This is a genomic window from Coprococcus sp. OM04-5BH (assembly GCF_003482105.1).
Lineage (GTDB): Bacteria > Bacillota > Clostridia > Lachnospirales > Lachnospiraceae > Coprococcus.
The window spans coordinates 384662-409488 of record NZ_QULM01000001.1 but is presented as its reverse complement, the minus strand read 5'-3'; the positions used below and the strand labels follow the sequence as shown (position 1 = coordinate 409488).

Below are 24827 nucleotides of genomic sequence, written 5' to 3'. Positions count from 1 at the left end.
TCAACACCTTTTTAATATCATACTGCAATCATCCCTGTACCGGTATACACTGCTTTATCACACGTCTACTGTGGTATAAGGTCTGTCACATATTCTCTGTTAAAGTGATCCACAACCCTTACATAGGAGTAACCCTTTGCTGTATCTGCAAAGGTTCCAAGGTATGTCTTAAATTCATCTATGTCTTTATAGCCTACAGAGAACGTGCCCACCTTGTAGTTGTGGACATTTCCCAGCGTAACAAACTCTACAGAGCTTTCATCAAGGGCGTTGCCCTTGTGCTCCACCGTCGGATACACAAATGTTATGTCCATGCCGTCATACATTTCATATATATAGTCTTCCTTGAAAGAAAGTGTATCCACATCTATCTCTGTATAACCCGGGAATGATCGGTCTCCTGAAAGGGAACTGTTCATGACTATTCCATACAGATGCTCCATGTCACCATTCAATACAAATGGTATAACTCCCTGCATTTCCACATCACCATTTCCCATAGTATTATGATAGGTGGTTATGTAGCTGACTATCTGTCCGTCTATGCTGAGCCACTGGGATGGGAATGTAACGTCTACCTTACCTGATGAATCCCAGGTTATGGCATTTATGTCTGAACCAAGGACTACCGCTCTGTCTCCACTGTAGTCATAACCTACACGGGCCTCCATGTAACTTACGTTGCTAAAGGAATCTCCAAGCTCCAGATAGTAGCTGTTGCCCTCCTTGGTATACTGAAGGTCGAACTGTGACGCTGTATCGTAGCCGTCATAGGTGTCCTTATATGCCTCTACAAGTTTCGAATTGTAATAGCTGTCCATGCCCAGTGCAGATATATCTCCGTCACAGGCATAGCCTGCATAGGCACTTAACATATCATCACAGAATGTAACTACGTTGGTCTGTTCTCCCAGAGTCTCCAGATTTTCTCTTCCATAGTAGGAATATATCTGGCAGCTTGTGCTCTCACCATAAGGAAGATATACAGACAAGCCATTGGAATAGGTAATATTGGACTGCTTATATACAACGGAGTCCTGCACAGCTGCTGTCACTGTGTCTCCTCCGTCCAGGTTATAGTTACTGCAGAAGTCCACAATATCAGCAGACTGGGTATCACTGAAATTACCACAGTTATTTCTTGCTGTAAGATAATCCTGAAGCTTCTTGTCATATATGGCTTCATCTGCAGTCTTAAAATAGTCATTAAGCTTAGTCTGCAGCTCTGATGCTTTTTCCGTATCTATCATTGCCAGTCCGTACATGTACTCGCCATTTACGGAACTGTACATACTGTTAAACTCATCATAATTTGCCTTGAAGCCGTCTATTACTGTCTTGCCCAGTTCTTCACTTGATATGGCAGGATCCTGACACAGGGCGTCAAGCCATACCTGATGATCATAGCCAAATGAATATATGACCTCCTCGGAAGCGATCATATAATCACTGTAAGGGCTGAGTGCATTTGCAGTCTCAACAGTAGCCATGAGACACGCATTGAAAATAGTCATATCAAACTTTATGTCTGCTGCTTCCATTGCCTGTGCCATATCAGCTATCTCAAGCGTATCACCGTGATTTACCGAGGTATCAGAGCCAAATGCAGTGGTACTCATACCACCGCCGTGATCCCACATGACCAGTATATAACGGTCTGATGGATAGTTGGTCTTAACCCACTTAAGGTAATCCTCAAGAGTGCTTTCCTCACACATACACACATCTCCCAGATCCTCCTTCTCAACAAATTCTGTATCTGTCACCTGAAAGCGCTGTACATGATCACCTTCCATGCCGTAGTCATTTGCCCAGTAGCCGGTTCCACCGGTCTGTATGACCACATTTACATCATCGGTAATATCTGCGTCAATGAGCATATCCAGATTGTCCGTGGCACAACCACCCTCCATAGAATTATATACGCCATAGTTCACATAGCTGTCGCCACTCTCAAGGTTGGAGCCTATCATATAGAAGAGAACCGTACAACTTGAGCCTGCCACCGTCTCTGTCTGCTCTTCAGTATCCTCTGTAACCTCAACTGCCTGAGTGTCCGTGGTTGAAGCACTGTTGTTGTCCTTCTTTCTCCTGCTTCCGGTGCCATCCCCCGGTCCTAATATAAGATACAAGGCGGTTCCCACCAGCGCCAGAAGAATCAACACCATTATTATTATTATCACCGTAGTGGTCTTATTTTTTTTCTGTGGAGGCATATTCTTTCCGTTATTATTATTATTCGACACACCGGACTGCGGACGGTTCGAATTACCGAAATTATTCGGATTACCCTGCCTGTTCATGTTGTTATTCTGCATACCCGGCTGTCTGTTCATGTTGTTATTCTGCATGCCCGGCTGTCTGTTCATGTTGTTATTATTCTGTATGTTCTGCCGGTTATCATTCCCTGAAAATGAATTAAATCCACCACTATTCTTACCATATGGCTGATTCATATTATTGTTCTGCATACCCGGCTGGAGCTGATCAACGTTCTTCCGTCCCTGAGGTGTCTGCTTTGAGCTGTTGTACTGTGCCATCTGTTGCTGGTATTCCTGCATCTGGCGATTGTACTCCCGCATTTTTCTCTCATACTCTGCCTGGGCCTGCTGATATTCTGCCTGAGCCTTCTGGTATTCAGCCTGAGCTCTCGCCATATCATACACATGACCACAATATCTACATGAAGCAGCGTCATCATTTATGTCTTTTCCGCAATTTACACACCTCATCTGTTACACTCCTTTGCCGATACCCATTCTAAATGCGTGAATATCCTAATAGAATCCATACAATCTATCATACTTGTTCACGGCAGATCCTTTTGCCATGATTTCATCTGCCTTATCTGTTACATCACTACCTTCATCTCCATATCTGCTGCAGGTTCCGTCATCAGCCACTGTATATATCACATCACTATCCACAAGAACGTAAGCAGCAATTCCCGCCTCTTCCGTCACATCCATTACATATATATTCGCAGCACCTGTACTGCTTCCCTCTTTGAGCTTATAGTTTCTCACTGCCTTTGCCGCAATGGCATCGTCTCCCTGAAGGTCTATTACATGCATCTTAACTTCCTTAGAATTATTATTTCCGCTCCAATCCACAACAGAAAGTGAAACTGTCCTGGTGCCTGCTTCACTGGTATCTGCCTTATTGCCGCAAGTGATCTTCTCCTCAAGATCCGGCTGTGAATCTTTTATTGTATAATAATCGGACCACTTTATCTCCTCGCCTGTAACGACATATATATCGTCAGGTCCTACGAACATGGGGCTGTCTTTGTCTACAACCTCTACCGTCAATGTCTTCTTTGTTGAAAGCTTTCCACGCTTTAATGTATACTCCACGTCATAGGAGCCTACATGATCGGCGTCTATGTAATCTATGTCGCAGTATACCTCAGTGCCTTCGCTCTCAGGAGTTATGTAGTTTGTTATGTCAAACCTTGTTCCCATAACATACTCAGCATTAGTCTTCGCCACCCTGAAATATCTGGCTCTCATGATCATTGTTATGATCCCTGCAAATGCAATTCCGACCACCACTGCCATCACTATAGTGATACGGGCACGCTTCTTGTTCCTGCGTCTTATAGCTTCCTGTCTTGCCTTTTTTGCTGCGTTACTCTTTGAACTGCTCTTTGTACCTGCAGTTCCTTTATTACCGCTCTTTGCTGTGTTGGCACTCTGTGTTGAGACCTTCTTATCTGCAGTATTCTTATCTGTTTTTCCTGAATTGTTCTTACCCGGTACTGCCATGTTCCACCTCTGACCCTAATTATTATTAATACTATTCACATTCTGTGACATATAGTATGTTTTGATTTTAGCTTAATTCAGAATGATTGTAAAGTGAACAAAAGCTATTACATTCACCTGAAAAAAGTTGCAGACTGTGACAAAAAGTGCCATAATGATTTAAGTCTTAACAGCGTTGGTTTAATGGTCCACGCCAATAATTATACGGAGGAACAAATATGTCTATTAATAATATCGGCAACTATACTTCCACACATCTTGATATTTGTATTGAACACGATCTGGTTGATGAAAGTCTGTACCAGTACTATGGAGTAAATCGTGCCTTAAGAGACGTGACCGGAAAGGGAATAAATGCCGGAATTACAAATATATCCTTAAGCAAGGCCTACGATATAGTAGGTGACGAGAGAATACCATGTAAGGGTGAATTGTACTACAGAGGCTATGAGATACATGATCTTATAAAGGGCTTCATTGAAGATCACCGTTTCGGGTATGAGGAGTGTGCCTATCTTTTATTATATGGTGAACTTCCCAACAAAAAGGAGCTGGCAGAGTTCAAGAAGGTCCTCAACATAAGCTATGACCTTCCTCATAACTTCATTCAGGACGTTATAATGAAAAATCCTACCAAGGATATCATTTCAAATATGGCAAGATCTGTCCTTGCCCTTGGAACCTATGACAAGCGTGAGACAGATAACTCCCTTGATAATGTTATGCAGCAGTGTCTTAATCTTATATCTACATTTCCAAGACTTGCGGTTTATTCATATCAGGGATACCGCCACTACAAGCTGGGCAAAAGCTGCTATATACACAAACCCGACCCGGAGCTTTCATTTGCAGAGAATATATTAAGCACATTGAGATCCGACAGAAAATACACCTCTCTCGAAGCAAAGGTTCTTGACCTTGCACTGGTTCTGCATATGGAACACGGCGGCGGAAGCAACTCAACATTTACCACAAGAGTTGTAACCTCTTCAGGTTCTGATACATACGCCACAATGACCGCTGCATTATGTTCCCTTAAGGGGCCTCTTAATGGTGCAGGAGATTATATGGTAATGGAGATGATGTCAGACATCCAGTCTCACGTTAAGGATTTAAACAATGCACAGGAAGTATCTGACTACTTAAGAAAAATCATCCGTGGTGAGGCATTTGATAAGAACGGAATCATATATGGTATCGGACATCCTGTTTACTCTCTTTCCGATCCTCGTGCCCTTGTATTCAAAAAATATGTTAAGCACCTGGCTTCAGAAAAGAATATGACAGAGGAATTTGCCCTTTATGAGATGATTGAAGAGCTTGCTCCCAAGCTTCTGATAGAAGAGGGCAAGACAGATCGTCTGGTAAGTATTAATGTTGATTTCTACAGCGGATTGTTATACAAGATGCTCAAGCTTCCTCACGAACTGTTCACACCGCTTTTCGCCTGTGCAAGAGTTGTAGGCTGGAGTGCCCACCGTATGGAAGAGCTGGTCAACCGTTACAAAATTGTAAGACCTACCTATACAAGCCTTGCAAGGCCAACCACTTACATACCTTTAAGTGAACGTGACGAGAAATAATAATGCAGCGATATTGCACTTGACTCGTTGCCGTAAAAAAAAGCCCCTCAGCTATTAACTAACTGAGGGGCTTATTCTTTTATGACTAATTGTCAACCGACAAAATCTGCAAAGCATATCCTATCATTGTTCAATCAGTCTTCATTTATTAATCTAAAGTAACCTTAACTTTCTTTAAGTGCCAGATTTCCTTAGCATACTCTTCGATGGTTCTGTCTGATGAGAACTTGCCTGCCATTGCAGTGTTGAGCATTGCCATCTTAGCCCACTTCTTCTCATCTCTGTAAGCTGCGTCTACTCTCTGCTGAGCCTCTGCATATGAATCGAAGTCCTTAAGGATGAAGTAAACATCTTCCTTAGTAAGTGAGTCGTAAAGATCTCTGAATCTGTCAGGATCATCTTTAGCGTATGTGCCGTCGATGAGCTGTGTAAGCACTCTGCGGACTGCCTGGTTGTTGTTGTAGATATCCATTGGGTTATATCCACCCTCACGCTCATACTTCATAACCTCTTCTGCTGAAAGTCCGAAGATGAATGCGTTGTCGATACCAACCTCTTCAACGATCTCTACATTTGCACCGTCCATTGTACCAAGTGTAGGAGCACCGTTTAACATGAACTTCATGTTACCTGTACCTGAAGCCTCTCTTGAAGCTGTTGAGATCTGCTCTGATACATCTGCTGCTGCAAATATTATCTCTGCGTTTGATACTCTGTAGTTCTCAATGAATACAACCTTGATCTTGCCATCAATAGACTCATCATTGTTTACAACGTCTGCAACTGAGTTGATGAGCTTAATGATAAGCTTAGCTCTCTTGTATCCTGCTGAAGCCTTAGCACCGAAGATGAATGTTCTTGGGTACATATCGAATTCAGGCTCTGTCTTAAGTCTGTTATATAAGTGCATAACATGTAAAATGTTAAGTAACTGTCTCTTGTACTCGTGAAGTCTCTTAACCTGTACATCGAAGATTGAACGTGGATCTACGTCGATACCATTGTGCTCCTTGATGTAATTTGCAAGACGGATCTTGTTTTGGTACTTGATGTTCATGAATTCCTGCTGACACTTCTCGTCGTCAACATATACCTTAAGCTTCTTAAGGTGTGTAAGCTTTGTGATCCACTCATCACCGATCTTGTCTGTGATCCATGAAGCAAGAAGTGGATTAGCATGTAATAAGAAACGTCTCTGGGTAATACCGTTTGTCTTGTTGTTGAACTGCTCAGGTCTCATCTCATAGAAGTCCTTAAGCTCTCTCTCTTCGAGGATCTTTGTATGAAGGGCAGCAACACCGTTTACTGAGTATGAACCTGCAATAGCAAGGTGAGCCATCTTAACCTGACCATCGTAAAGAATAGCCATGCTTCTTACCTTATCCTGGTTGCCCGGATACATCTCCTGGATCTTAAGTACATATCTTCTGTTGATCTCTTCTACAATCTGGTATACACGAGGAAGTAATCTTGAGAATAACTCGATAGGCCACTTCTCAAGAGCCTCAGCCATGATAGTATGGTTTGTATATGCACATGTTCTGCATGTGATATCCCATGCGTCATCCCACTCAAGACCTTCTACATCCATAAGTATTCTCATAAGCTCTGCAACTGCTACAGTTGGATGCGTATCATTCATCTGGAATGTCACCTTATCAGGAAGCTTGTGGATATCCTTATTGGTCTCCTTGAACTTAAGGATCGCTCTCTGTACTGATGCTGAAATGAAGAAGTACTGCTGTCTCAGTCTCAGCTCCTTACCTGCGTAATGGTTATCATTTGGATAGAGAACCTCTACGATTGTCTTAGCAAGGTTCTGCTGCTCAACTGCCTTCTGATATTCACCCTTATCAAATGAATCAAGACAGAACTCCTGCATTGCCTCTGCGTCCCATATACGAAGTGTATTTACTACGTTGTTGCCATATCCGATAACAGGAAGGTCATATGGTACGGCACGAACTGACTGGTAATCCTCCTGGATGAAGTAGTTCTTACCATTTTTGTTCTCAACTCTTACATATCCACCGAACTTAACCTCTACAGCATACTCTGAACGCTTAACCTCAAATGGGTTGCCGTCTCTGAGCCAGTCATCCGGAAGCTCTACCTGATAACCATCCTTAATGCCCTGCTTGAACATACCGTACTTGTATCTGATACCACAGCCGTATGCAGGATATCCAAGTGTTGCAAGTGAATCAAGGAAACATGCTGCAAGACGTCCGAGACCACCGTTACCAAGTGCTGCGTCCGGCTCCTGATCCTCTATGAAGTTAAGGTCAAAACCTAACTCTGCAAGTGCTTCCTTTACTGAATCATAATAAGTAAGGTTGATGAGGTTGTTACCAAGTGCTCTACCCATAAGGAATTCCATTGAAAGATAGTAAACTGTCTTGGCATTCCTCTTCTCATATTCTTTATGAGTTGCAATCCATCTATCAATAATGTCATCTTTCACTGCATAACATACAGCCTGAAATACCTGCTGGTTAGTTGCCTCGTCAATAGACCTACGATATAAAGTCTTTACATTCTTGGCAACTTCCTTTTTGAAGCTTTCTTTGTCAAAATCCGAAATCTTCTTCATTTATCCATGCCCTCCTGAATATTATTAATGTATCGTTTACATACACTCAACACATTTTATACTGTTTAATATTACCAAAAATGGACTCATTTCTCAATACATCAGTTGATTTTTGTTAATTATTTACCTAAAAAGTAGACTGACGTCAAATAAATATAACAAAACGAGCAATAATTTTACAAAAAATCATGCTCGTTGCTTATTTTATAGGTTTTTACTATATGGCTTTGTATATTTTTCATTAACAGCATAAAGTGAATGATCCGGGACAGCAACAACTCGTAAGGCAAAGCAGCGTACATGCTGTATTGCAGCATCTTGACATAGGATTCATATTCATATCCATTCCATAGGAATTGCCTCTGTCCATATACCACTGCTCACCTGATTTTATCTGCTCGTATGCCTTTTTGTACTCCGCATTGTCCGGTTCAAGAGTCATGGCTCTCTGTAGCATCTCCAGTGCCCTTATCCTGTTTCCGAGTCCTGCATTACACACACCGGCGTAATAATGCCACTTTCCGTTATGGTTTTCTATCTCATTAAGGACATTTCTTGCCTCTTCGTAGCTTCCGTTTCTGAGATAATTCCTGGCTGCATTAAAATATCTGGACTCCCTGTCATTCGGATCGTACTCTTCGTTTCTGCTTCTTCCCGCAGCCCCAAACCCAAATGGACCAAAGCCCCAGAACATATCCTCGAAATCCGGATCTCCCGATCCCTGGTTCCTGTAAGAACCACCATAGCCGGAATTACCATAACCGGAGCTGCCATAACCGGAACCCCTGTAACCGGAACCGCCATAGCCTGCGGAACCGTATGGGGAGCTGTCGCCTGTACCACCTGTATTTCCACTCATTATAGCCTTATAAGCCTGCTGGATCTCCTTGAATTTCTCCTCAGCCTGATCCTTGTTGGGATTGTTTACATTTGCATCGGGATGGTATATCCTGCTAAGCTTCCTGTATGCTTTTTTAACCTCCTCTTCACTGGCACCTCTCTCAAGTCCCAGCACCTCATAGGGATCTCTCATCTAATTCACCTTCTATCACTAACATCAGCCCATTGAAATCTGCCTTCCCGGTACTGACGTCCCTGGAATTTATTCAATATTTTCTTCACCGATACGCTTTCTGGTACGGTTTATATAGGCATTCCATATTCCAGAATACAATATATTTCTGAGGATTTCCACATTCTTTATAATAGGCAGCTGCTCAAATGCCCTTGCACAGGAGCTGGCGTCCATGGCCAGTGCATCCCTTGTCCACCGGGCAAATCCCTTCCAGGCCTCCACATCCACCTGCTCAATATCCAGTGGAAGGTCATGGCTCATATCCTCGGAAACACTCTCGGAAACATTCATGGAACTTTTATCATTTATATATTTAAGTCTTGATATAAGAGGATTGAAGTTCTTGCTCCTCACATCCTTCTCAAGGTCATCATAGGCATCCATTATATATATAAATCTTCCAAGATGATACCCTATTGCTCTTAATTCTTTATCCCATTCATCCTTTTCAGGGCTGCAGATTTCTGCCATAACTTTACCAAAATGTCCTGCCAGACAATCTATGTCACTGCTGTCCTGCTTCTCAAGTCCGGAAATAGCCTCAAGATTATCCTTTATGATCTTGATCTTCTCCATATATTTCTTCCTGACCTCAGATTTCTTGGACAACAATATATCCGAGTACAGCTTTTTGATCACTTTTCTTTCGTCGGTCCAATCATCCTGACATTTATAATAAGTCAGGATCACGTTCATGTCAGCAACATATTCCGTATACCTGTTCATTGTGTACCGGTGCTTCTTCACAGGATGAGGTATGCACCTGCCTGTGCCTGCTGCCTCTTCCGGCTCATAAAGCCCTGTAAGCAGCATTATAAGAAAGGTCATGTCATAGCTTAAGGACAATTGTCCTTTCACTCCGTAACGGTTCCTTAATCCCCTGCACAGTCCACAATAGTACTTGTGGTATTCATCATATTCTTTAAATTTCATTTCTGACTGATTACATACGATATAACCAAACAAAACAATATCTCCTAGCTCTTCTTTATAAATTTGTTGCCGCATTTAGGACATCTTATCTCTATCTTACCGCGTCCTCTCGGAACTCGTATAAGCTGATCACATTTGTTGCATATAAATATACGATATTCCTTGCCTGCTTCCTTTGATTTCTTTAACTTCTTAAAATAAAGTCTGACTCCTGCCGTCTTCTCAAGGAACCACTTGTTCTGGGCACTTCTCAGCGAATATTTCTTGGAAAATACCCTCACATATCCATATATTACCATAACAAGACCAAGACCGTACAAAATTCCTGTCTTTATAATGGCATCAAGCACCATTACTATAAGTCCTGTCCAGATAAGGAATCCTGACAACTGGTCGTTGCCGTATCTTCCTCTCATAAATCTTATGATCTTATCCTTCATTACATATACCTCTCCAAAGCTGCCGCAGATTCCTTAAGGGCTCTGTAAGCCTCCTTGATCTGTCCTGCTTCTATATCTGTCATCTTGTTTATATCGTTACGGCACACCAGCTTCTTCAGATAATCCACATCTGACTTTATAAGCTTTGCCTGCTTCTTGTCAAGCTCTCCGCTGTGGTCAGCAAGCACCTTCTCTACCTTATACACATATGCCTCAGCCTCATTCTTGATGTCGATCTTCTCCTGGTTGCTGTTGGCTTCATTTTCATATCTCATGGCGTCCTCTCTGGCTCTTCTTATCTCTTCCTCAGAAAGGTTATTGCTGGCGGTGATCACTATCTGCTGTGTGGCGCCTCTGCCCAGATCCTTGGCGGATACCTTAAGGATACCATTTGCATCAATATCAAAGGTTACTTCTATCTGTGGAACGCCTGCCATGGCACGTTTTATGCCGCTGAGCCTGAAATTACCCAGAAGCTTGTTGTCCCTGGTAAATCTCCGCTCACCCTGATATACCTTTACTTCTACATCCTTCTGGAAGTTCGCCGCCGTGGTAAATACCTTGCTCTCCCTTGTAGGTATAGGTGAATTCCTTGGGATTATGACATTTGCCACGCCACCCAGAGTCTCGATGGACAATGAAAGTGGGGTAACATCCATAAGTAGAATGTCATTTACCTTATTTGTGACCATTAACTCACCGGACAGCTTGCTGCCCTGAATGGCTGCACCCATGGCAACGCACTCATCAGGGTTCACACTCTTGGACAACTGTTTGCCTGTAAGTCCTACAATCTTATCCTGCACTGCCGGTATCCTTGTGGAACCGCCCACCAGAAGAACCTTGTCCAGCTCCCTGGCAGCTATGCCGGCATCACGAAGTGCCTGATTTACAGGGCCTGCTGTCCTGTCCACCAGATCTTCGGTGATATGGTTAAAGGTCTCTCTTGATATGGTCATGTCAAGATGTACCGGATTGTTCTTCACCACAGAGATAAATGGAAGGTTAATGTGGGTCTGGGTCTGGTAGGAAAGCTCCTTCTTGGCATTCTCTGCTGCCTCCCGTACTCTTCCCATGGCTACCGGATCCTTAGCCAGCTTGACCTTTGTCTCTTTTCTGAACTCTTCAACTATATATTCTGTGAGCCTTATGTCGAAATCATCACCGCCCAAATGGTTATCTCCGGCTGTGGCTAGAACCTCTATTACATTGTCTCCGATCTCAATAACCGACACATCAAAGGTTCCTCCACCCAGATCGTACACCAGTATCTTCTGGGAATGTCCGTTGTCAAGACCATAGGCAAGGGCTGCTGAAGTAGGCTCATTTATTATCCTCAAAACATTGAGACCTGCTATCCTGCCTGCGTCCTTGGTTGCCTGTCTCTGGCTGTCATCAAAATATGCCGGCACTGTAATAACCGCATCCTTTACCGGCTCTCCCAGATAGCTCTCTGCGTCTGCCTTAAGCTTTGAAAGAATTATGGCTGACAGCTCCTGTGGAGAATACTCCTTGCCGTCAATCGACTTTCTGTAGGTGCTTCCCATTTCCCTCTTAATAGAAGTAATGGTTCTGTCCATGTTCACTGTCATCTGTCTCTTGGCGGTGTCCCCTACAAGTCTCTCTCCGTTCTTGCCAAATGCAATGACTGACGGAGTGGTCCTGCCGCCTTCTGAGTTCTGTATGATCACCGGCTGATCGCCCTCCAGTACCGCCACACAGCTGTTTGTTGTTCCTAAATCTATTCCTATTACTCTGCTCATATAAAAGCCTCCATAATAAATATCAGCTAAATTAAAAACCGACACGCTAATTGATATCAGTGCATTTAAAACTTCACATGACTAACATCAGCTCAATTCCACTAACACTACATACAATCCTCCAGTGTCTAATATATAATAATATCTACTTTTGAACATACTTTTAAGAAAAAATAAAACAAGTATAAAGTATTTAATAAAAACTAATAAAATCCCGGGATTTAAGATAATTATTTTCATACATTACGGATTTGATACCTGCATTTATGGTGTTGCTTTTTCTTTACATTGAAATTATATTATTTATATGGGATCTTTATTTTTATAAGATAGTATTCAGGTTATGATTTTTATTGTGTCAGCCCTTTGTCAGAGGAAGCACCAAGTGTCGAAGACACATTTAGAATGGTGCTGACGAAATGCCGCCGAGAGATTGTGCCCATGCGTTGAAAACGCATATTTAAATGGCACAATCGACTTGCCGCCGAGTGTAAACGAGGGGGCGTTACCCAGAGATTGTGCCCATGCGTTGAAAACGCATATTTGAATGGCACAATCGACTTGCCGCCGAGTGTAAACGAGGGGGCGTTACCCAGAGATTGTGCCCATGCGTTGAAAACGCATATTTGAATGGCACAATCGACTTGCCGCCGAGTGTAAACGAGGGGGCGTTACCCAGAGATTGTGCCCATGCGTTGAAAACGCATATTTGAATGGCACAATCGACTTGCCGCCGAGTGTAAACGAGGGGGCGTTACCCAGAGATTGTGCCCATGCGTTGAAAACGCATATTTGAATGGCACAATCGACTTGCCGCCGAGTGTAAACGAGGGGGCGTTACCCAGAGATTGTGCCCATGCGTTGAAAACGCATATTTGAATGGCACAATCGACTTGCCGCCGAGTGTAAACGAGGGGGCGTTACCCAGAGATTGTGCCCATGCGTTGAAAACGCATATTTGAATGGCACAATCGACTTGCCGCCGAGTGTAAACGAGGGGGCGTTACCCAGAGATTGTGCCCATGCGTTGAAAACGCATATTTGAATGGCACAATCGACTTGCCGCCGAGTGTAAACGAGGGGGCGTTACCCAGAGATTGTGCCCATGCGTTGAAAACGCATATTTGAATGGCACAATCGACTTGCCGCCGAGTGTAAACGAGGGGGCGTTACCCAGAGATTGTGCCCATGCGTTGAAAACGCATATTTGAATGGCACAATCGACTTGCCGCCAAGTGTAAACGAGGGGGCGTTACCCATAATGGGAGGGGGCGTTACCAGAAAGGCAAATTTTAAATGGGCTGATGTTCAATGGGGGAGGGACGAATATGATATTGCGATGTAAAAACTGCGGCGGTGCGGTAAGACTTAATCCCGCCACAAGAAAGGCCGAGTGTCCAAACTGCGGCTCTATATATGCAGAAGAGGGCGACACGGACTACTACTATGCAAATGCCAATTCTCTTGCGGACATGAACGAAGATGTTCCCGAGGATTATTTCTCCTCTGACGGAAAAAAAGATGATACAGATAAGGGTGTCAGACCCGCTTTTAAGTTAAAGCTGAATGAGGATGACGATGAAGATATCAGCTCTGAGAATGGCAGCTCTGAGGAACACGATTATGAACATGATGACCATGACAATTCCAAAGAACCGGAGGTTAATTTCTTCCAGGACGATACCTACGAAGCCTTTGGCTACAACTTAAGGGAGCACGGCGGACAGATAACGGAAGAGATAGTATTTGCCCCTTCACTGGAAGCTGACGTAAGCTCCGGTATGGCTGGAAACAACGCCGGAAATTCTGATGATGAGGCAGACGATCAGTCTGAGCTTACCCTTAAGGAGGAAACCGGTCCTACCCCTGACGAGCTGGAGCAGAGGAAACGGGAAGCCAGAGGTCATATGCGTGTGGAACGCTACATCAAGGAGAGCGAAAAGGCTCTGGATGAATTGTACTTCGACACCCCCGACGAGGTTCCTGACAACGACTTTAAGCTTAAATATCTGAACTTCAATATCTACAGGTGTGCCGCCTGCGGTGCGAAGCTTATGCTGACAGGAAGAGACGCTTCCACCATATGTGCCTACTGTGGTCAGCCGTCCATAGTATTTGACAAGGTATCCAACGAGTTCTGTCCGGATCTGGTCATTCCCTTCTCCGTTACCAAAGAGGAAGCCATGACGAATATAAAGGCTGCCATACAAAACAGTAAATTTGTCAGCAGGGAGATAGATAACTACCGCCTTGATAACCTGATAGGTGTGTACATCCCGTACTGGCTGCCTACCATAGATATAAGAAAAGCAATGAAATTAAACGGAACTAAGCAGATAAGACAGGAAAAGATGCTATCATCCTCATCTTCCAGCGAAACCACCACTATACCTGTGAAGCTGCTCCGTGATATCGAATGCATATATGCAAGGATAACCGCAGACTCATCAAGGCAGTTAAATGACGACGTGTCCAGACGTCTTGAGCCCTGGGACACCGACAGAGCCATACCTTTCACCCCTAAGTATCTCACAGGCTTCTATGCAAATGTCTATGATGTGCCTGCAGGGGAAGCCATTAATATATCAAAGAAAAGGGCAAAGGAATTTATTGACGAATACATATATGATTCCTGTGCAGAGTTCCAGCCTGTAACTGTTGAGAGCGAGGAGACCACCTGCGATGTGGCAGACTTGGAATACGCTCTGCTTCCGGTGTGGTTCATGACCTTCAGATGTAACGATAACATAATAAATATCCTGGTAAACGGACAGACCGGCAAGGTGGTGGCACACCTGCCTAACGACACTGCCAAGGTTGCAAGATCTGCTATACCTATAGGAATAGGCGTTGTATTTGCTTATGCGGTGCTTGGCCTTATATGCGGGCTTCTGAACAATATCACTCCATGGCTGTTCCTGTTCGCCACCGGCTCGGCTGCATTTGCCAGTATGAGAAATAATATGAAACGGTACAACATCAGCCGTACCACAATGAAATCTTCAGGGTTAAAACAGATATCCCGGAAAGGAAGGGGCATATGGTAATATCAGTACCCGCTCTGATCATAGGGCTTATAGGCGGTATACTATGCGGCATCTGCGTTGCCGGCAATATAATAATCAAAAAGATAGTGAAGTCCTCTGTCTTAGGTGGAGATATCGGTGAGGCAAACGACTTCCAGCAAAGGGGAAATACCATAATCCACGCCATGGTGGATCCGCGTAATACAATAATAGGCGAGTCATATAAGAAATAAAAAAAGGCTGCAAAATAAGTTTCTAAAAAATAGGACCATTTGTATGATCGAATGGTCCTATTTGTATGATAAAATCAACTTGCAATGAACGCTTTGCACAATAATTATTCTAACTTAAACAGACTCATGGTATCTCTCCCAGGTATCCTGTGACAAATGCCAGATATGGCTCATACGACACCCCTACATTGACATTATATCCACGTCTCAGAAAATCATTGTATATAATGTTTTCCATAATGTGTCCAAGATCATATTGTCTAAAGTGGAAAAGATTACGGATTCGCAATAATTTGAAAGGTGGCTTGCCCCACAATCACAATTTATGGCAAACCACCTTATTTCTCTGTATCCTTTCAATTTTCCACGATTTATCAACCTCAAATAAATGCGTGCTTATTTAATCATACTTTAAACGAATCTATCCACTTCTGGGCTTCTATTCCTGGATTATAATCTTCAAGTGCACTCAATTCTTCCCCATATCTATAATTTGAATCAAATGCACCGGAAGCAACATTATATACATACCTAAATTCTTGAGGCATAGGCATATCGTATTCTTTACATATATCTTCAAGTTCAGGTATAATTTCATCCTCTATCACATCAAATATATCTAATATATCTTTATCCGATATACCCGCTTCAAGATTACCAAGTATTGAGCCTTTTACTCCGAAGGCACACGTTTCCATTGCTGACCATTCATCCGATTGGACGAAAACATATATTGTATCTACATTATCACCTATAACCTCTAAAAACATTGATATTATTTCTGATTGTTTTTCTGTAAATGCATCTTCAAAAATCATAATTTACCCCTTCAGCAAATTTAGAATTTCAGCTTTCCCTTACCAAGCAAGACAAAGTCTGTTCCCTTTGTCATCATATTCTGTATTCCAATAATGTGGAGCATTCACTTTCGTATAAATGAAAGCCTACTCCCATATTATTTTTGTCCTGCCTATACTTTTTTCCGGTGCAAAATAGAATTTTACAAAATCGCCTTCCTTTAAGTTATGTTCTTCCTGTTCTGATTTTGTTATTGCTACATCCGCCATTGTAATTTTATTATATTCATTATTTTGCAGTACCTCATTAAACCATAATAGCCTTATGTCTATTTTATTTCCTTTATCCTTCATTTTCGCTACCATTGCTTTTTGTACCCATGCATTTTTCCCAACAAAATTTACTTCTGTTGACATTAAAATATTTCTCTGCTCCTCTGTTAATTTGGAAACCATATCTATGCGTTCTTTACTGTCTTTTCCTGCCACTATAAAAACCACGGCAATAAAAATAACTACTACAACTGCTACAATTAAGTATGACATAAAACATTCCTCCTACTTAATTCCATTTCCAAGCTTTAATAACCTGAATAAAGGAAATTTCATTTTCCCTTATTTTAACACATCAATTACAGATATTCTATCCTCAAAACTTGTAAATTTTATCTTTTCATAAAATTCTGCTTCATCGAATCCGAACAAATTCTCTGAAACCTCATATTCTTCATCCGTTGGTTCTATGATGAATGCCGGAGTCAATGACACCCCTTTTAGGAATTCATCTTTTATTCTAAGCATAGTCACGCACCCTTTTTTGTCTTTCTTACCTAACTCCATTGCTTCCCTTAATCACAATCAACATTCAATCTAAATTTTCCACAATGAATACATCTGAACAAATATCCAGCCAGGGAACCGCCCTTTTCTAACATTTCATTATCAAAGTCCATTCCCTCTACTTTTTTGTATTCTTCAATAATACTTACTAAATTCATCTCTTTTAATTCCGCATATCCTACATCACCTAAATACTCACAATAGTCATCGCAACATGCCAACCAATATTCGCCTTGCCAAGAACAATATCCCGGTGTTCGCCTAAACAATTCAGTCCTTTTCTCCTCATCTGATATTTCCTCTGCGTATTGGATAAATTCACCATCATACTTTTCTGCTGCCTTACCATTTGCCACACATTCCATGCAAATACAATCCACTTCTCCACTGCAGTACATAGTTGACACATACACATCTGTTTTGTTGCCACAACACTGGCATACATTATTATCGAACTGAACTGCATCTAAAACTTTTTCTTTATCGTAAACATTAGGATGATATTTAAATTTGGGTAATTTCAAAGAATTATCATTCATTTTTGTATCCTCTTCATCTTCACAACTACATCAACTCCGGACAGTTCTCTACATACTCAGAAAACAGCCCCCCACCAATCTCATAATCTCTTAATGCAACTTCCTTGCTACTCATAACCTCAGGGTTCAGTTCGTCAGGCAGAATACAAAGCAGACATTCTTCATCCGACATCGGTAAGTCATATTTGGAAATGCCGTACTTTTCATTAAAAACCCTGCCATTTACCACATAAATTTTCAGATGCTCATTCATAAGCAAGCGCTTCTGATTTAATGTTTCACTATAAAATCGGTTATATAAAAAATCAAGCATCTCGTCACTTGGCTTTGAAAAGTAGCAAAGTGCAGTCTGGGAATTGAGCAAATCAAGAAATGCTATATCCTTCACATAAATAAGCTCACACCGTTTTGCACCATCTGGTACTTTGTAAAATGTGCGCTTTACGTGGTTTTTCCACAGACAGTAAATCCAGACATCGACATAAAACAATAAAAATGCCAAAAAAGGTAAACCGAAGTATGTCAGGACACACGTACCACCAATAAACAAAACGATCATAGTTATAATAACAGCCACACCTTTTGCCGAGCCATATATATGTATATACCATTCTTCGATGTATTTGTACCGATAGGATTCTTCTATCTCTGCAGGGTCTTTCATTTTTTTCCTGCATTTAATTACAAAAGGCGACAGAGTTATAATCGCAAAGGCAAGCATTGCCGAAAGTACAATAAATGCATAGCTTACCTGCTCATTTTCCAAATTAAACCAAACATACAGACAATCAACCGCCAATATGAAAAAACCAATGTATTGCCAAAATAAATACGGATGCTTTTTTATGAATTTCATTCTATACTTAAATTCCCTTTCCACTCCAATATACCTATTACAACTTATCCCACACCCAATCGGGTGCTGAATAATGAATATTCAAATTGATAGATTTAACCCCCTGTAACTATGTCGTCCAAATATCTTCCAAACACCATATGCTCATACGAAAACTGCTCCGTATTTTCTGCATTGATATTCAGATCGCCCATAGCGATACATAAAATCTGCGTATCATCATTTACTTTGCAGGCAAATCGCTGATTCCACAGCTTTCCTGTAAGGTAATACAGTTTAAGTTTGCCTTCCGGCAATGCATTCATGCCGATTAACCAGTTGTACAGAATATTGAAAAATTCTTCATCCGGAATAGCTTCCATTCCAATAGTAAGTGCAGATTCCTCGTACAGTTGATTCAGAATCTCTACCTGTTTAACATCTATCTTTTCTATATTTTCCGCTCCCACAGGCACCGAATACAGCAGCTTCATAATACGTTTTTTCCTTAGCAAAGCATATGTAACAGCTGCTCCAAAGCATAAAAAAATTACAAGGAGCATGATAACTCCTGCTTTTACGTTCGCTCCCATCAAGCCAAATGCAGCTATAGTCAAAATGAGACACAAAAAAAATATTGTTCCAAATATCACATCAAAACGTTTCTGATTTTTGTTGTTTCTGTTTCTTGTGTTATAGGCTCTAAACAGGGCATCTTTTATACTCTTGTTAATTGTGTTCATAATCTCACTTACTACTTTCTATCATTATTCTGTTCAAAAAAACTCACCAATTCTTACACAAATAAACGGCTTTCCAATACCATTTGGACATTTCTGTGCTTCAAAAAAGCAATCTATACTTTTGCGAATTTCCTGTGCAAGTTATTTTCTAAAGCCGATTGTTGTACAGATTGCCAAGGCTGTTATCTATCTCATATCCGCACACACCATTTTGCCCTTAGAATCCACATCTACATCAATCTCATGTCCGCCAAATACATAGCCATCATCATATCCTATAGTATAGGAACCATTTTGATTCACAAAGATGTATTTCATGCGTCCTTTTAATGCGTTTGCAAATTCTTCCGGTGTAGAAAAATGAATTTCACATTCATCTTCATAGTCTTCCAAGCACTCCAAAGCAGCGTCATACAATGCTTCATCAGCTGCAATATATTCTCTAAATGCTTCATCTCTTGACACAATATGCTCCACAAAATCTCTTGCAACAGTCAAAGGCTTTTTCCAGGTTGCTTTACTACTCCATTCTACCTCAATATAAATCGTAATATCATTACCTAAAAAATGATACGTTCCTTCAAACAGCCCTTCTGATTTCTCTAACACCAATTTCCCCAAAACATCATCTTCTAAAACAATCGGTGCCAGATATTTTTCCTGCTTTTTATCAAGCTTTGTTCCGGATACATTTTCTTCTAATACCTCTTTTACATACAAAAATGCAAGTTCCCCAAAGGTACTATACTGTAATCTTCCCAAAACCTTATAAATCACACCATCTTTAAATCTGTTAAAATATTCGCTGTTTTCATTCTGTGCCTCATACTCCTGATTTGATATAGGCCATGTCATAATCTTTATCTTCTTTACCACACAATCAGCATTTATATCATATATTGCAACAGCAGAACATGTAATAATATGATACTTTTCATTCTTGCTCAAACGTGAAGAACCACCGTTTCCAGCAAGGACATAATACAAGCTCTCCTCGCCCTCAAATTTATTATCTTTCTGATAGATTCCATTCATATCCATACGCATTCCTCCTACTTAATTTCCTTACCAGGCAAGGCAAAGTCTATTCTCTTTGTCATCATATTCTGCATTCCAATAATGCGGGTCATTTACTTCCATATAAGTTACACCCAGAATATCCGTCCTAACCTTCGTCTTTAGTGTCTTATTTAGAAAAATAAATGTTGTTTCATCACTATCACTGAAACGACCTCTGTAGGTTTCACGTATTGTATTTCCAGCCTCAAGCTCTGCCAGCAAAATATCATATAGTTTACTATGAGATTTTTTAAATCTCCGGATATTATTCCATTCATAAAGAAGCTTCTTAAGATCTTCGGTACTTACGCAAAGAGGCTCGTAATCGTCAACCAAATAACATGTTATAACGGTAATTTCCTTTTCTATGTCCGCAGAAAAAACATTTCCAGCCGTATTATATATTTCAGCCTCACCGTCAATCACTATGTCTACACTTCTTTCCATCAAATCCGGAAAATCAATAAGACAGCCAAGCAGTGCTTCATACTCATTCGAAAGAGCAGGGCGAATTATTTTGTTTCCGTCATCAAAGGTTTGCACATCATATGTATGTTGAATCAATTTCTTCTTTCTCCTATCATATTTCTTTGGCAAAGGCTCAATATATAAACTTCAAAATGTCACGTGCTACATACTTTCTTTAATTTTTCTATACCAGTCCATCAATTCTGACACAGGTGATATTCCACTTTTGGTATAGTCATCATAACGATAGGATGCATCAAATTTATGAGTTGCAACATCAAACTCCAGCTTATATTCATTCGGACATTTTTGTTGGTACATATCACACAACTCAACCAGCTTACTAATATCTTTTGTTCCAATTGATAAAAATTCATCAGAGGCTTCATCATCAGCAAAATTACCGGCAGGTATGACCCTATCTCCTTTGACAAAAATAGCATTGAACATTTTCTGTGATGCATCCTGATAAATATAGATATATATTTTATCAACGCATCCGCCCGTATATTCCATACACAGAGAAACAAATTCTGACTGTAAATCAGTGAACGCATCTTCAAAAACCATATCAACATCTCCTTCATTAGCCGCAAAGCCTGTACATCTTATCTTTTCATTAAATTCTGCTTCATCGAATTCGAACAAATTCTCTGAAATCTCATATTCTTCATCCATCGGTTCTATGATGAATGCAGGAGTCAATGAGACTCCTTTTAGGAATTTTTCATATACCATTCTGTTATCCAAATCAAGATGTTCAGATTGTAAAAAATCATTTATAAGCTCCGATGTATTCGAACCGTATTCATCTCTCTGGTAATCTTCTATAAACTCCTCAAAACCATCAAATACTTTTTTCGTAATTGGAATATATTTGTACCATAATAGTATATTTATAAAATCATCTACAGAAGCTGCGATATATCCGGCTCCACCTTCCGAATCAATCATGGAAACATATTGATTATCCACCAATACACATACTCCACCATCACCATCACTGGCAAATGGAATAAGTTCATAATTCTGTTTACAGCCACCCTCCATTAGAGATTCCAAGTCATCCTGTAATTCGTTAGGTTTCCATATTTCCAATCCACATTTCCAATATATTTCATCCTTAAGCTCGGTGCTATTATTTATCCTGTCCAAGTAATAAAATAGTTTTTCTTTCTGTGTCATTTTTCAATCCTCCTTTTCTGCTGCAAAATCTACAGCTTAAATGCGAAAGTTTCTTATTTTCCAGACTTTAAATCAGCAGGGTACAACATATCCACAAACAAGGAAAATGATTTTTATCACTCATCGGGATACAAAATTTCATATTTCATCCCTCCAGCCTTTTAACATATTCGCTTTTGTTGCCCTTCCACAAACACTTTACACATCTTCCTTGATGAAAAATATGTTTGCAGTTTTCATATCCATATAAAACGGATGCACATTCAGGGCATAACCCCATCATTTTAGATGAACCCACTAAAAATTCACTACCACATTCATCACATATTTTTATGTCTTTATTATTCATGTTGCTTTAACCTTTTTTCACCTGCAATTTTCTCAATTCATCAAAGGTATAATCCTTATAAGTGCTGTTCCTACCAGCTTATCAATATGCTCCTGAATCTCCGGAGCCATCTGGCACATTTCTGCTATTGATAATAATTTAATATTTTTATAATCCTCTATAAACTCATCATCCTCATTACCTGCCATAAAGCTCCAGCCACTATCTTCCTCTCGTTCAGCTTCTTCCCTGACCATATATCCGACTTCCAGCCTTCGTCCGTAATCTTCGTGGACACATAGCAAAACATAGGTGAAAAGCAATATTCAGCTAAAATACAGTAACTATGTGGCTTTCAGCCACTTTCACGGCTGAGCCGTGAATAATCTAGGCTTATCTACATCCTTTAACTGTTGCTGCGTACTTTTAATTTGTCCATTGACTCCCTTTAGGGCAGTCTGTAATTTGGTGGTATCTCCGCCAATCTCGACAGTAATACCCATGATTCTGTTAGCCACGGTCGATACCTCCTTCCGTAAAAATGGGCATTAAAAAAGCCCAGATTTCTCCATGCATGAAAGAGCACCAACCATTTCTGATTGATGCTTTCAAATTATTTTGATTTTGTTAATCTGTTTAATTGCGTATCCACATCTCGTCCACCGTACATAACACGGATAATCGTAACCACTTGTGTATCATCATCTGGAATATATAGAATAAGATAATTGTCTACTGGCGCTACGCGTAGCCCTCGACTTTTCCATGGTTCCAATTCATATTGTCGATATCTCTTCGGCATATGATCAAGATCCATAATACATGCTTCAAGCCTATCAAGCTGACCACTTGCATTTCCTGGTGCCTGCAGTTCAAAAGCAATGTATTCGAAAATTCCACGAAGGTCTATCTCGGCCTGATCTGAAATCTCGATATCATAAATCATAAACTGTAATCCTTGCGGATATCAGCAAAAACAGATTTTGCTGATCTAGTACGACCAGCCTGCATATCCGCATATCCTTTCTCTAGTTCTGCATTCATCTGTGCTTCTGATAATGCACTAACGTCTACAAGACGAGCGGATGGCATTTTCACTTCAAAAGGAAGTCCTCTTTGAAGAATAATTTGTTTGTAAAACATATTTATTGCATTGGATGCAGGAATTCCTAATGCTGCTAAGATTCCTTCTGCCTGTTCTTTTACATCAGGCTCTATGCGTACGTATAAATTTGCTGATTTTGTTGCCATAGTAAACACTCCTTTCGAGTTTTTTCTAACTATATTATATCCATTTGTCCTGACAAAAGCAATACAAAAGCAGCATTTTACAAATTGTTCATACTCCATACGATAAATACGGATGCTTTTTTATGAATCTCATTCTATACTTAAATTCCTTTCCACTCCAATATACCTATGACAACTTATCCCACACCCAATCGGGTGCTGAATAATGAATATTCAAATTGATAGATTTACCCCCCATAACTATGTCGTCCAGATATTCAATAAGACAGCCAAGCAGCGCCTCATACTCATCCGAAAGGACAGGTTGAATTATTTTGTTGCCATCATTAAAAGCTTGCACATTATATGTATGTTGAATCATATAGCCCTTCCATAAACAAGGAAAATGAATCCGCAATCTTAGAGATTGTAAAGTGTTCATTTACCGTGTCAAAAAGATCATTGTATGCGGGTCAAGATCCTCGTCCGTACACTTACTCGCAATAGTCATCGCAACAGGCCAACCAATATTCGCCTTGCCAAGAACAATATCCCGGTGTTCGCCTAAACAATTCAGTCCTTTTCTCCTCATCTGATATTTCCTCTGCGTATTGGATAAATTCACCATCATACTTTTCTGCTGCCTTACCATTTGCCACACATTCCATGCAAATACAATCCACTTCTTCACTGCAGTACATAGTTGACACATACACATCTGTTTTGTTGCCACAACACTGACATACATTATTATCGAACTGAACTGCATCTAAAACTTTTTCTTTATCGTAAACATTGGGATGATATTTAAATTTGGGTAATTTCAAAGAATTATCATTTATTTTTGTATCCTCTTCATCTTCACAACTACATCAACTCCGGACAGTTCTCTACATACTCAGAAAACAGACCCCCACCAATCTCATAATCTCTTAATGCAACTTCCTTGCAACTCATAACCTCAGGATTCAGTTCGTCAGGCAAAATACAAAGCAGACATTCTTCATCCGACATCAGTAAGTCATATTTGGAAATGCCGTACTTTTCATTAAAAACCCTGCCATTTACCACATAAATTTTAGGATTCTCGTTCATAAGAGGTCATCAAACAAGTAGGAAATACGGAATACCGGACCCTCTTGGAGGAACGATACCTTTGCTTCATCACTTGGGAGCAGATTGCTGTTGATATGGGATACGAACTACGTTATCTCCATAAACTTCACGGGAAAGCACTGGAAGAAGTAAAAATTCCACCTTCCTGCGAAGTGGACATGAAATGACATAGAAAGACACCCACGCCTTCTGATATTATTATAATAGCGAAAATGAAAATTACAGAGAACCTTATGGGAGCAATCCTACAGGGCTTTTCTTATGTCCACACGGA

The 24827-nt window shown here is 40.7% G+C and carries 25 protein-coding genes and 1 pseudogene; 3 read left to right on the top strand and 23 right to left on the bottom strand.

Going from position 1 to position 24827, the window contains the following annotated elements; translation table 11 throughout:
• Nucleotides 1-65: 65 nt before the first annotated feature.
• Nucleotides 66-2732: a clostripain-related cysteine peptidase gene (locus tag DXB54_RS01795; RefSeq protein WP_118694067.1), complete on the bottom strand. Its 2667-nt coding sequence runs from the start codon at nt 2730-2732 to the stop codon at nt 66-68.
• A 45-nt stretch (nt 2733-2777) separates the two neighbouring features.
• Complete coding sequence (locus tag DXB54_RS01790; protein ID WP_021938387.1) at nt 2778-3767, bottom strand: hypothetical protein; 990 nt, start codon at nt 3765-3767, stop codon at nt 2778-2780.
• Between the two features lie 218 nt (nt 3768-3985).
• On the opposite strand from DXB54_RS01790, the gene DXB54_RS01785 reads away from it, so the two are divergent.
• On the top strand, nt 3986-5350 hold the full coding sequence (locus DXB54_RS01785) for a citrate synthase (protein ID WP_021938388.1): 1365 nt from the start codon (nt 3986-3988) through the stop codon (nt 5348-5350).
• A 148-nt stretch (nt 5351-5498) separates the two neighbouring features.
• Here DXB54_RS01785 and DXB54_RS01780 read toward each other — a convergent pair whose 3' ends face one another.
• The 5 genes from DXB54_RS01780 to dnaK all read right to left on the bottom strand — a co-directional run bounded on the left by DXB54_RS01780 (nt 5499) and on the right by dnaK (nt 12154).
• A complete protein-coding gene (locus tag DXB54_RS01780) occupies nt 5499-7943 on the bottom strand; it encodes a glycogen/starch/alpha-glucan phosphorylase (protein ID WP_118694066.1) in 2445 nt (814 codons plus the stop codon).
• A 241-nt stretch (nt 7944-8184) separates the two neighbouring features.
• On the bottom strand, nt 8185-8976 hold the full coding sequence (locus DXB54_RS01775; protein ID WP_021938390.1) for a J domain-containing protein: 792 nt from the start codon (nt 8974-8976) through the stop codon (nt 8185-8187).
• 69 nt (nt 8977-9045) lie between these two features.
• Nucleotides 9046-9984, bottom strand: a complete 939-nt coding sequence (locus tag DXB54_RS01770; RefSeq protein WP_118694065.1) for a DUF5685 family protein — start codon at nt 9982-9984, stop codon at nt 9046-9048.
• 11 nt (nt 9985-9995) lie between these two features.
• Nucleotides 9996-10391 (bottom strand): hypothetical protein, encoded by a 396-nt coding sequence (locus DXB54_RS01765; RefSeq protein ID WP_021938392.1) that lies wholly within the window; start codon nt 10389-10391, stop codon nt 9996-9998.
• Entirely contained in the window at nt 10391-12154 is a 1764-nt protein-coding gene (gene dnaK, locus DXB54_RS01760) for a molecular chaperone DnaK (protein WP_021938393.1), read from the bottom strand. The genes DXB54_RS01765 and dnaK overlap by 1 nt, the downstream gene beginning before the upstream one ends.
• Before the next feature lie 1328 nt (nt 12155-13482).
• Here dnaK and DXB54_RS01755 point away from each other — a divergent pair.
• Complete coding sequence (locus DXB54_RS01755) at nt 13483-15201, top strand: hypothetical protein (protein ID WP_118694064.1); 1719 nt, start codon at nt 13483-13485, stop codon at nt 15199-15201.
• The gene (locus DXB54_RS01750) at nt 15195-15413 is read left to right on the top strand and encodes a hypothetical protein (RefSeq protein WP_118694063.1); all 219 of its coding nucleotides are present in this window, start codon (nt 15195-15197) and stop codon (nt 15411-15413) included. The genes DXB54_RS01755 and DXB54_RS01750 overlap by 7 nt, the downstream gene beginning before the upstream one ends.
• A 404-nt stretch (nt 15414-15817) precedes the next feature.
• Here DXB54_RS01750 and DXB54_RS01745 read toward each other — a convergent pair whose 3' ends face one another.
• From DXB54_RS01745 to DXB54_RS01665, 16 genes and pseudogenes are all read right to left on the bottom strand, one after another.
• The gene (locus DXB54_RS01745) at nt 15818-16231 is read right to left on the bottom strand and encodes a hypothetical protein (protein WP_021937740.1); all 414 of its coding nucleotides are present in this window, start codon (nt 16229-16231) and stop codon (nt 15818-15820) included.
• A gap of 126 nt (nt 16232-16357) precedes the next feature.
• Entirely contained in the window at nt 16358-16756 is a 399-nt protein-coding gene (locus tag DXB54_RS01740) for a hypothetical protein (RefSeq protein WP_021937739.1), read from the bottom strand.
• 69 nt (nt 16757-16825) lie between these two features.
• Nucleotides 16826-17050, bottom strand: coding sequence for a hypothetical protein (locus DXB54_RS01735; RefSeq protein WP_118694062.1), 225 nt, complete (start codon nt 17048-17050; stop codon nt 16826-16828).
• A gap of 8 nt (nt 17051-17058) precedes the next feature.
• Nucleotides 17059-17589, bottom strand: coding sequence for a CbrC family protein (locus DXB54_RS01730; protein ID WP_022215861.1), 531 nt, complete (start codon nt 17587-17589; stop codon nt 17059-17061).
• A 25-nt stretch (nt 17590-17614) separates the two neighbouring features.
• On the bottom strand, nt 17615-18445 hold the full coding sequence (locus tag DXB54_RS01725) for a hypothetical protein (protein WP_022215862.1): 831 nt from the start codon (nt 18443-18445) through the stop codon (nt 17615-17617).
• A 95-nt stretch (nt 18446-18540) separates the two neighbouring features.
• Entirely contained in the window at nt 18541-19167 is a 627-nt protein-coding gene (locus DXB54_RS01720; RefSeq protein WP_021938294.1) for a hypothetical protein, read from the bottom strand.
• A gap of 186 nt (nt 19168-19353) precedes the next feature.
• The gene (locus tag DXB54_RS01715) at nt 19354-20208 is read right to left on the bottom strand and encodes a DUF2262 domain-containing protein (protein WP_158578148.1); all 855 of its coding nucleotides are present in this window, start codon (nt 20206-20208) and stop codon (nt 19354-19356) included.
• A gap of 24 nt (nt 20209-20232) precedes the next feature.
• A complete protein-coding gene (locus DXB54_RS01710; protein WP_118694060.1) occupies nt 20233-20790 on the bottom strand; it encodes a hypothetical protein in 558 nt (185 codons plus the stop codon).
• Nucleotides 20791-20856: 66 nt separating this feature from the next.
• On the bottom strand, nt 20857-21879 hold the full coding sequence (locus DXB54_RS01705) for a hypothetical protein (protein ID WP_118694059.1): 1023 nt from the start codon (nt 21877-21879) through the stop codon (nt 20857-20859).
• Nucleotides 21880-22024: 145 nt separating this feature from the next.
• Nucleotides 22025-22228, bottom strand: coding sequence for a hypothetical protein (locus DXB54_RS01700; protein WP_118694058.1), 204 nt, complete (start codon nt 22226-22228; stop codon nt 22025-22027).
• A gap of 32 nt (nt 22229-22260) precedes the next feature.
• A complete protein-coding gene (locus DXB54_RS01695; protein ID WP_279220709.1) occupies nt 22261-22512 on the bottom strand; it encodes an immunity protein Imm33 domain-containing protein in 252 nt (83 codons plus the stop codon).
• Nucleotides 22513-22599: 87 nt separating this feature from the next.
• Nucleotides 22600-22725, bottom strand: a pseudogene (locus DXB54_RS01690) (tail tape measure protein); the annotation flags it as partial.
• Nucleotides 22726-22820: 95 nt separating this feature from the next.
• On the bottom strand, nt 22821-23153 hold the full coding sequence (locus DXB54_RS01685; protein ID WP_118694057.1) for a type II toxin-antitoxin system RelE/ParE family toxin: 333 nt from the start codon (nt 23151-23153) through the stop codon (nt 22821-22823).
• Entirely contained in the window at nt 23150-23458 is a 309-nt protein-coding gene (locus DXB54_RS01680) for a type II toxin-antitoxin system RelB/DinJ family antitoxin (RefSeq protein WP_118694056.1), read from the bottom strand. Before DXB54_RS01680 ends, DXB54_RS01685 begins: the two co-directional genes overlap by 4 nt.
• A 473-nt stretch (nt 23459-23931) precedes the next feature.
• The gene (locus DXB54_RS12265; protein WP_118694054.1) at nt 23932-24264 is read right to left on the bottom strand and encodes a CbrC family protein; all 333 of its coding nucleotides are present in this window, start codon (nt 24262-24264) and stop codon (nt 23932-23934) included.
• 40 nt (nt 24265-24304) lie between these two features.
• A complete protein-coding gene (locus DXB54_RS01665; RefSeq protein WP_118694053.1) occupies nt 24305-24532 on the bottom strand; it encodes a hypothetical protein in 228 nt (75 codons plus the stop codon).
• Nucleotides 24533-24827: the final 295 nt, after the last annotated feature.

Coding starts and splice junctions, on each gene's coding strand:
- DXB54_RS01775 (WP_021938390.1), bottom strand. CDS start 8,976: ATGAGAGATCCCTATGAGGTGCTGGGACTTGAGAGAGGTGCCAGTGAA.
- DXB54_RS01685 (WP_118694057.1), bottom strand. CDS start 23,153: ATGATTTATGATATCGAGATTTCAGATCAGGCCGAGATAGACCTTCGT.
- DXB54_RS01795 (WP_118694067.1), bottom strand. CDS start 2,732: ATGAGGTGTGTAAATTGCGGAAAAGACATAAATGATGACGCTGCTTCA.
- DXB54_RS01700 (WP_118694058.1), bottom strand. CDS start 22,228: ATGAATAATAAAGACATAAAAATATGTGATGAATGTGGTAGTGAATTT.
- DXB54_RS01745 (WP_021937740.1), bottom strand. CDS start 16,231: ATGATTTTTGAAGATGCATTTACAGAAAAACAATCAGAAATAATATCA.
- dnaK (WP_021938393.1), bottom strand. CDS start 12,154: ATGAGCAGAGTAATAGGAATAGATTTAGGAACAACAAACAGCTGTGTG.
- DXB54_RS01740 (WP_021937739.1), bottom strand. CDS start 16,756: ATGTCATACTTAATTGTAGCAGTTGTAGTAGTTATTTTTATTGCCGTG.
- DXB54_RS01755 (WP_118694064.1), top strand. CDS start 13,483: ATGATATTGCGATGTAAAAACTGCGGCGGTGCGGTAAGACTTAATCCC.
- DXB54_RS01725 (WP_022215862.1), bottom strand. CDS start 18,445: ATGAAATTCATAAAAAAGCATCCGTATTTATTTTGGCAATACATTGGT.
- DXB54_RS01730 (WP_022215861.1), bottom strand. CDS start 17,589: ATGAATGATAATTCTTTGAAATTACCCAAATTTAAATATCATCCTAAT.
- DXB54_RS01780 (WP_118694066.1), bottom strand. CDS start 7,943: ATGAAGAAGATTTCGGATTTTGACAAAGAAAGCTTCAAAAAGGAAGTT.
- DXB54_RS01720 (WP_021938294.1), bottom strand. CDS start 19,167: ATGAACACAATTAACAAGAGTATAAAAGATGCCCTGTTTAGAGCCTAT.
- DXB54_RS01680 (WP_118694056.1), bottom strand. CDS start 23,458: ATGGCAACAAAATCAGCAAATTTATACGTACGCATAGAGCCTGATGTA.
- DXB54_RS01735 (WP_118694062.1), bottom strand. CDS start 17,050: ATGGAGTTAGGTAAGAAAGACAAAAAAGGGTGCGTGACTATGCTTAGA.
- DXB54_RS01785 (WP_021938388.1), top strand. CDS start 3,986: ATGTCTATTAATAATATCGGCAACTATACTTCCACACATCTTGATATT.
- DXB54_RS01715 (WP_158578148.1), bottom strand. CDS start 20,208: ATGGATATGAATGGAATCTATCAGAAAGATAATAAATTTGAGGGCGAG.
- DXB54_RS01705 (WP_118694059.1), bottom strand. CDS start 21,879: ATGACACAGAAAGAAAAACTATTTTATTACTTGGACAGGATAAATAAT.
- DXB54_RS01790 (WP_021938387.1), bottom strand. CDS start 3,767: ATGGCAGTACCGGGTAAGAACAATTCAGGAAAAACAGATAAGAATACT.
- DXB54_RS01750 (WP_118694063.1), top strand. CDS start 15,195: ATGGTAATATCAGTACCCGCTCTGATCATAGGGCTTATAGGCGGTATA.
- DXB54_RS01765 (WP_021938392.1), bottom strand. CDS start 10,391: ATGAAGGATAAGATCATAAGATTTATGAGAGGAAGATACGGCAACGAC.
- DXB54_RS01665 (WP_118694053.1), bottom strand. CDS start 24,532: ATGAACGAGAATCCTAAAATTTATGTGGTAAATGGCAGGGTTTTTAAT.